General features: G+C 74.8%; 1 protein-coding gene and 1 pseudogene. Both read left to right on the forward strand.

Annotated features, from left to right (window positions below; translation table 11 throughout):
- Positions 1–74: 74 nt before the first annotated feature.
- Positions 75–5,861, forward strand: a pseudogene (locus LQ51_RS02065) (SDR family NAD(P)-dependent oxidoreductase); the annotation flags it as partial.
- A 5-nt stretch (positions 5,862–5,866) separates the two neighbouring features.
- A partial coding sequence (locus LQ51_RS02070; RefSeq protein WP_046562907.1) for a type I polyketide synthase occupies positions 5,867–7,847 on the forward strand: 1,981 nt, incomplete at its 3' end.

Below are 7,847 nucleotides of genomic sequence, written 5' to 3' on the forward strand. Positions count from 1 at the left end.
ACGCCCTCGCCGAGCACCTGCTGGCCCAGCTCGCGCCGCGCACGTCCGGCCCGGCCGCGCCGGCCACCACCGCGGCCACCGACGAGCCGATCGCGATCGTCGGGATGGCCTGCCGCTATCCGGGCGGGGTCGGCTCACCCGAGGAGCTGTGGCAACTCGTCGCGGGCGGCGTCGATGCGATCACCGGGTTCCCCACCAACCGGGGCTGGGATCTGACCGGCCTGTACGACCCCGACCCGGACCACCCCGGCACCACGTACGCCCGGCACGGCGGGTTCCTGCACCACGCCGACGAATTCGACAACGACTTCTTCGGCATCAGCCCCCGCGAGGCAGCAGCCACCGACCCCCAACAACGGCTCCTCCTCGAAACCGCCTGGGAAACCCTCGAACGCGCCGGCATCGACCCCGACCGCCTACGCGCCACCCCCACCGGCGTCTTCACCGGCGTCATGTACAACGACTACGCCAGCCGCCTGCAGAACCAGGCACCGGCCGGGTACGAGGGCTATCTCGGCAACGGCAGCGCCGGCAGCATCGCCTCCGGACGCCTGGCGTACACGCTCGGGCTGCAGGGCCCGGCGGTTACCATCGACACGGCCTGCTCCTCGTCGCTGGTCGCCACGCACCTTGCCATCCAGGCGCTGCGCAACGGCGACTGCAGTCTGGCCCTGGCCGGTGGCGTCACCGTGATGGCCACCCCGACCACCTTCGTGGAGTTCAGCCGGCAGCGAGGGCTGGCCCCGGACGGGCGGTGCAAGCCGTTCGCCGAGGGCGCGGACGGCACCGGCTGGGGCGAAGGCGCCGGCCTCATCCTGCTGGAGCGGCTGTCGGACGCCCGCCGCAACGGCCATCGGGTGCTCGCCGTCATCCGCGGCTCGGCGGTCAACCAGGACGGTGCCAGCAACGGCCTCACCGCACCCAACGGCCCCGCCCAACAACGCGTCATCCAGCAAGCCCTCACCAACGCCCGACTCGCTCCCACCGACGTCGACGCCGTCGAAGCCCACGGCACCGGCACCAGCCTCGGTGACCCGATCGAGGCCCAGGCCCTGCTCGCCACCTACGGCCAGGACCGCGACCAGCCGCTCTGGCTCGGTTCGATCAAGTCCAACATCGGCCACACCCAGGCCGCCGCCGGCGTCGCCGGCATCATCAAAATGGTCCAGGCCATCCGCCACGGCGTGCTGCCGAAGACCCTGCACGTCGACGCGCCCAGCTCACACGTGGACTGGTCGGCCGGCGCGGTCGCCCTGCTCACCGAGCCGACGCCGTGGCCGGAGCACGACCGGCCGCGCCGCGCCGGGGTCTCCTCCTTCGGCATCAGCGGCACCAACGCCCACCTCATCATCGAACAGGCCCCGGCGGGCGCGCCGGACACGACCGTCGGGAAGCCCGCGACGGGCGAGAAGCCGGCGGCCGGCGCGCTCGCGGCGGACGGGGAGCCGACAGGCGTTGCGGCCTCGGCGGCCGGAGAACCGGCGCACGTTGCCGCCTCTGCGGCCGGGGAACCGGCGGGCATTGCCGCCGCGGCGGCCGGAGAGCCGACGGGCGTTGCCGCCTCCGCGGCCGGGGAGCCGGCGGGCGTTGCCGCGTCGGCGGCCGGGAGGCCGGCGGTGGCGCTGCCGTGGCTGCTGTCGGCGAAGACGCCGGCCGCGCTGCGCGCCCAGGCCGCCAACCTGACCAGCCACCTCCACCAGCACCCCGACCTGAATTCCAGCGCGGTCGCCGCCGCCCTACTCACCACCCGCACCGCATTCGGACACCGAGCGGCCGTCCTGCCCGGTCCCGAGCCGATCGACGCGCTGCGCGCCCTCGCCGAAGACCGGCCACACCCCGCCCTGCTCCAGCACACCGCCACCCACAGCGGCCGGACCGTGTTCGTGTTCCCCGGTCAGGGTGGGCAGTGGCTCGGCATGGGCCGGGAACTGGCCGAGCACAGCCCGGTCTTCGCCGCGCACCTCGACGCCTGCGCCACCGCCCTGCGGCCCTACGTCGACTGGGACCTGCACACCGTCCTGCACGACGACGACCCCGACTGGCTGACCCGCGTCGACGTGGTGCAACCGGTGTTGTTCGCCGTGATGACCGGCCTCGCGGCCGTGTGGCGGCACCACGGCATCACCCCGGACGCGGTGATCGGCCACTCCCAGGGCGAGATCGCCGCCGCCCACGCCGCCGGCGCCCTGACCCTCGACGACGCCGCCAAGATCGTCGCACTGCGCGCCCAAGCCCTACGGGCACTGATCGGCCACGGCGACATGGCCTCCCTCGCCCTACCCGCCGACCAGGTCACCGAACTTCTCACCACCCTGACCACCAACACGGAGGTACCCGACCAGCCCAACGGCCCGCGAAACGCCGAAACCAACGCCGGCCCCAACGGCACGAACGCCCACACCAACGGCAGGCCAGCCACCCCCGAAGCCGGCGAAACCCGCGCCGGCAACACCGGACCCAGGGCGTACATCGCCACCATCAACGGGCCCAACGCCACCGTCATCGCCGGCGACCCCGACGCCATCGCCACGGTCGTGGCCCACTGCACGGAACGGGACATCCCCGCCCGGGTACTGCCCGTCGGCTACGCCTCCCACACCCCGCACGTCGAGGCGTTGCGCGAGGAGATCCGGACCGCCCTCGACAGCGTGCAACCCACCACGACCGAGGTCGCGTTCTACTCCACCTACACCGGCGACCGCATCGACCCGACAGAACTCACCGCCGACTACTGGTACGACAACCTCCGCCACCCGGTCCAGTTCCACACCGCCACCCAAGCCCTGCTCCGCGACGGCTACGCCACCTTCGTCGAGGTCAGCCCGCACCCGGTGCTGATCCAACCCGTCGAGGACACCGCCGAGCAGCACGAGATCGTCGCCCTGGCCAGCATGCGCCGCGACGGCACCGACCAGTTCGCCACCGCCCTGGCCACCGCGCACACCCACGGCCTGCCCGTCGACTGGACCCCGCTGCTACCCACCGACACCACCCCCGTCGACCTACCCACCTACCCCTTCCAACGCCAGCACTACTGGCTTCAGGCGCCACCGGCCATCCAGCAAGCCAGCGACCTCGGACAGGATCCGGCCGGCCACCCCCTCCTCGCCGCCGCCATCGAGCTGCCCGACCAGCAGGGCCACCTCTTCACCGGCCGACTCACCCCCACCAGCCAACCCTGGCTCGCCGACCACGCCGTCACCGGCACGGTCCTGTTGCCCGGCACCGCCTACGTCGACCTCGCCCTGCACGCCGGACACCACACCGGACACCCCCACCTCGACGACCTCACCATCGAAACCCCACTGATCCTCGACCCCGACAGCGACCTGCACCTGCGGGTGGAGGTCGGCGCCGAGCAGGCGGACGGGAGCCGTTCCGTCGCCGTCCGGTCGAAGGCGGGAACCGCGCCGGGCTGGACCAGCCACGCCACGGGGACGCTCACCCGCGTACCCCCGGAGGTGGACCCCGCGCCGGCGTCGTGGCCGCCCGCCGACGCCGTCCCGGTCGACACCGGCGGACTGTACGACGGGCTCGACGCGGCCGGCATCTCGTACGGGCCGGCGTTCCGGAACCTGCGCCGGGCGTGGCGGCTCGGCGACGACATCTACGCGGACGTGGAACTGCCGGCCACCACCAGCCCTAGCGGGCACCGCATCCACCCGGCGCTGCTCGATGCCGCGCTGCATCCCGCCGCGCTCGTCGCCGGCGACGACGCGGTCCTGCTGCCGTTCTCCTGGCAGGGCGTCTCCGTGCCCGCAGACGCCCCGACGGTGCTGCGGGTGCGGGTCCAGCGACCGGCTCCCGAGGCGGTCCGGCTCACCGGGTGGGACGCGGCGGGCGCCCCGGTGGTGGCGGTGGAGACCATGACCGCCCGGCCGCTGGCGGCCGCGCAGCTCGGTGCGGCGGCCACCCGGATCCCGGCGGACTCGCTCTTCATCGTGGAGTGGGCACCGGTCGACGGCCGGCCCGGGAAGCCGGCGGACACCGGCCGGTGGGCGGTGCTCGATCCGTCCGGTGGCGCGGCCGGCGCGGTCCTGCCCGACGCCGACCGGCTGGACTCGCTCGCCGCGCTGGGCGACCGCCTGGAGCGCGGCGAACCCGCCCCCGACCTGGTGATCGTCCCGGTCCCGGCCGCCCCGGACGGGCCGCCGCCGGGGCAGGTCCGGAGCGTCCTCGACGAGCTGTTGACCCTGCTGCGCGACTGGTCGACGGACGAGCGGCTGGCCGCCGTCCGGCTGGCCGTGCTCACCCGCGGCGCGGTCGCCACCGACACCGACACCGACACCGACACCGACACCGACACCGACCAGGGCGTACGCGATCTGGCCGGCGCGGCCGCGTGGGGGCTGACCACCACCGCCCAGTCGGAGAACCCGGGACGCATCACGCTCGTCGACCTGGACGACGACGAGGCGTCGGCGCGGGCCCTGCCCGACGCGCTGGCCGGCACCGACCCGCAGCTCTGCCTGCGTGCCGGGGTGGTGCTGCGGCCGCGACTCGTCCGCGCCGCCCTGGACGTACCCGAGCCGCAGCGGGCGCCCGGCGGCGCCGGCACCGTCCTGGTCACCGGCGGCACCGGCACCCTCGGTGAACTTGTCGCCCGGCACCTGGCCCGCACCGGCGGCGCCCGGCACCTGCTGCTGGCCAGCCGGCGCGGTACGGCGGCGCCGGGCGCGGCGACGCTCGCCGCGGAGCTGCGGGAGCTGGGGGTCGAGGTGACCGTGGCGGCGTGCGACACCGCCGACGAGCGGGACCTGGCCCGGCTGCTCGCGGCCGTCCCGGCGGACCGGCCGCTCACCGCGGTCATCCACGCGGCCGGTGTCCACGACGGCGGGCTGGCGTCCACGCTGACCCGCGAGCAGGTGGAGCGGGTGCTGCGGCCCAAGGTCGACGCGGCCTGGCACCTGCACCGGCTGACTCAGCACCTGGACCTGCGCGCCTTCGTGCTCTTCTCCTCCGCGGCCGGGCTGCTCGGCAGCCCGGGCCAGGCCAACTACGCCGCCGCGAACACCTTCCTCGACGCGTTGGCCGGGCAGCGGCGGGCGGCGGGCCTGCCGGGTGCCTCGCTGGCCTGGGGGGTGTGGGCGCACGACGCCGGGATGGCCGGCGACCTGGGCAGCGCCGACCGGGCCCGGATGGCCCGGTCGCGGATCCTGCCGCTGCCGGTCCGGCAGGGTCTCGCCGTCCTCGACGCGGTGCTCGCCGGTGCCGGTGCCCCGCTGCTGGTGCCCGCGCGACTGGACCTGTCCACCCCGTCGGACCCGGAGCAGCGGGCGTCGCTGCCGCCGCTGCTGGCCCCGCTGGTGCCGGCCGCGCCGGCCGGGCCGGCCGCCGACCCGGCGGCGCTGGTCGACCGGGTCGCCGAGCTTCCGGAGGGCGAGCGGGAACAGGTCCTGCAGGATCTGGTACGCGACCATGTCGCCGCCGTCCTCGGGCACTCCTCCGGGCAGTCGGTCGACGCCGACCGGGCATTCAAGGAACTCGGCTTCGACTCGATCACGGCGGTCGAGCTGCGTAACCGGCTCAACCACCAGACCGGGCTGCGCCTGCCGGCGACGCTGGTCTTCGACTACCCGACGGTCGGCTCGCTGGCCGCGCACCTGCACACCCGGTTGGCGCCCCCGGTGGTCGCCCCGTCGACCCGGGCCCTCGCCCAGCTCGACGAGCTGGCCGCGCTGATCGCGGCGATCCCCGGTGACGACGCCGGGCAGGAGATCGTGGCCGCCCGGCTGCGCGCCCTGCTCGCGGACGTGGGTGCCCGGCACGCCGAACCGGGCGACGACGACCTGTTGTCGGCGACCACCGAGGAGCTCTTCGACGTGCTCGACAACGAACTCGGACTCCACCAGGGCGGTGAGCTGCGATGAACGCGAGGACCCAGCGGGCCGAGGTCACGGTCAGCCAGGAGAAGCTGCACGACTACCTGCTGCGGGCGACGACCGACCTGCGGCAGACCCGGCGGCGGCTGCGCGAGTACGAGGAGCGGGCCCGGGAGCCGATCGCCATCGTCGGCATGGGCTGCCGGTTCCCGGCCGGCAGCACCTCCCCGGAGCGGCTGTGGGAGCTGCTGGTGGCGGGGCGGGACGCGGTGACCGACTTCCCGGTCGGCCGTGGCTGGGACACCGACCGGCTCTACGACCCCGACCCCGACCGGCCCGGCAGCTCGTACGTCCGCACCGGCGCGTTCGTCGGCGACGCCGACCAGTTCGACGCGGACTTCTTCGGCATCAGCCCTCGGGAGGCGCTCGCCACCGACCCGCAGCAGCGGATCCTGCTCGAGGTGGCCTGGGAGACGCTGGAACGCGCCGGCCTCGACCCGGCCGCGCTGCGCCACAGCAGCACCGGTGTCTTCGTCGGCACCAACGGGCAGGACTACGTCAAGCACCTCTCCGGGGCGGTCGCCGGCGCCGAGGGTTTCCTGGCCACCGGCAACATCGCGAGCGTCGTGTCGGGTCGCATCTCGTACGTGCTGGGGCTGGAAGGGCCCGCGGTCACCGTGGACACGGCCTGCTCGTCGTCGCTGGTCGCCACGCACCTCGCCATCCAGGCGCTGCGCAACGACGAGTGCGGCCTGGCCCTGGCCGGCGGGGTGACCATCATGGCCACCCCGACCACCTTCGTGGAGTTCAGCCGGCAGCGCGGGCTGGCCCCGGACGGGCGGTGCAAGCCGTTCGCCGAGGCCGCGGACGGCACCGGCTGGGGCGAGGGCGCCGGCCTGATCCTGCTCGAGCGGCTGTCGGACGCCCGCCGCAACGGCCATCGGGTGCTCGCCGTCATCCGCGGCTCGGCGGTCAACCAGGACGGTGCCAGCAACGGATTGACCGCGCCGAACGGGCCGTCGCAGCAGCGGGTCATCCAGGCGGCGCTGGCCAGTGCCCGGCTGACCCCGGCCGACGTGGACGCCGTCGAGGCGCACGGCACCGGCACCACCCTCGGCGACCCGATCGAGGCCCAGGCGCTGCTCGCCACGTACGGGCAGCAGCGCACCGGTGGGCAGCCGCTCTGGCTGGGGTCGATCAAGTCGAACATCGGCCACACCCAGGCCGCGGCCGGGGTCGCCGGCATCATCAAGATGGTCGAGGCGATCCAGCGCGGCGTGCTGCCGAAGACCCTGCACGTCGACGCGCCCAGCTCGCACGTGGACTGGTCGGCCGGGGAGGTCGCCCTGCTGACCGGCAACACGCCGTGGCCGGAGCACGGCCGGCCCCGCCGCGCCGGGGTCTCCTCCTTCGGCATCAGCGGCACCAACGCCCACCTCATCATCGAACAGGCCCCCGCGGGCGAGGATGCGCCCGCCGAGGGTCCGCCGGCCGACGGTCCGTCACCGGAGGCCTCGGTGTCGGTGCGGCTGCCCTGGCTGCTGTCGGCCAGGACCCCGGCCGCGCTCCGGGACCAGGCGGCCAACCTCGCCAACCACCTCGCCCAGCACCCCGACCAGGACCCGGCGGCCATCGCCGCCGCCCTGCTCACCACCCGCACCGCGTTCACCGAACGCGCCGCCGTGCTGCCCGGCACCGACCCGGTCGAGGCGCTGCGGGCCCTCGCGGAGGACCGGCCGCATCCCGCGCTGCTCCAACACACCGCGACCCACGCCGGCCGGACCGTGTTCGTCTTCCCCGGCCAGGGCGGGCAGTGGCTCGGCATGGGCCGCGAACTGGCCGAGCAGAGCCCGGTCTTCGCCGCCCACCTCGACGCCTGCGCCACCGCCCTGCGGCCCTACGTGGACTGGGACCTGCACACCGTCCTGCACGACGACAACCCCGACTGGCTCACCCGCGTCGACGTCGTCCAACCCGTCCTGTTCGCCGTGATGACCGGCCTGGCCGCCGTGTGGCGACACCACG

It is taken from the genome of Micromonospora sp. HK10 (genome assembly GCF_000982955.1).
In the GTDB taxonomy this organism is placed as follows: Bacteria; Actinomycetota; Actinomycetes; order Mycobacteriales; family Micromonosporaceae; genus Micromonospora.